This is a genomic window from Streptomyces sp. SID11385, assembly GCF_010548245.1.
Classification (GTDB): domain Bacteria; phylum Actinomycetota; class Actinomycetes; order Streptomycetales; family Streptomycetaceae; genus Streptomyces.
In genome coordinates this window covers 1-891 of the sequence record NZ_JAAGLR010000270.1, presented here as the reverse complement: position 1 = coordinate 891, position 891 = coordinate 1, and the positions used below count along the sequence as shown (strand labels likewise).

At 75.6% G+C, this 891-nt stretch carries 1 protein-coding gene; it reads left to right on the top strand.

Annotated elements, in window-relative coordinates:
• Positions 1-891: peptidoglycan-binding protein (locus G3I42_RS36885; RefSeq protein WP_203606529.1), on the top strand; the 891-nt coding region annotated here is incomplete at both ends.

Here is an 891-nt window from a genome sequence, read left to right as displayed (position 1 = left end):
CCCGGACGAGGCGCAGGCGCGACGGCACGCCGGTTACGCGACGGCGCCGCGCGAGACGAGGAGGGAGGGCGGGACGACCGCCACCCGTTCCGCCACCGCCTCGGCCCCCCGTTCCGCCGCACTCGTCCGCCCCGCCGCCGCGCCCCGCGAGCCCTCGGCCACCCAGGAGGGCGAACATCCCGGCGGCCACGGGGACCCGGACGACCCGTCCGAGGGCCCCCGCACCCCGCAGGGCGGCACCGGGCCGCTGCACACGGGGAGCGACGGCGGAGCCGTCACGCCCGGCACCGTCACGCGCGCGCAGATCATCGACCGGGCCCGTACCTGGCTCGACGCGAAGGTCCCGTACAGCATGAGCGAGTACCACGCGGACGGGTACCGGCAGGACTGCTCGGGCTTCGTCTCCATGGCCTGGGACCTGCGCTCCAACCAGTGGACCGGCTCCCTCGCCTCCTTCGGCGAGCGCATCACGAAGGACGAGCTGAAGCCCGGCGACATGCTCCTCTTCCACAACCCGCGAAACCCCGAGGACGGCTCGCACGTCACGCTCTTCGGCGGCTGGGCGGACGCCGCGCACACGAAGTACACGGCGTACGAGCAGACGCCGCCGCACACGCGCCGCCAGACCACCCCGTACGCGTACTGGACCGACTCCTCGGAGTACGTCCCCTACCGCCCGAAGAACCTCGCGGGCGGCAGCGGCGGACCGCAGTCGCACGCCTTCCCCGGCACCGCCGCCTTCGGCCCCGGCAAGGCGGGGGCGCGGGTGACGCGGCTCGGCGAGCTGCTCGTCGCACGCGGCGCGGGCCGGTACTACAAGATCGGCCCAGGCCCGCGCTGGACCGAGGCCGACCGCCGCGCGACCGCCGCCTTCCAGCGCGCGCAGGGCTG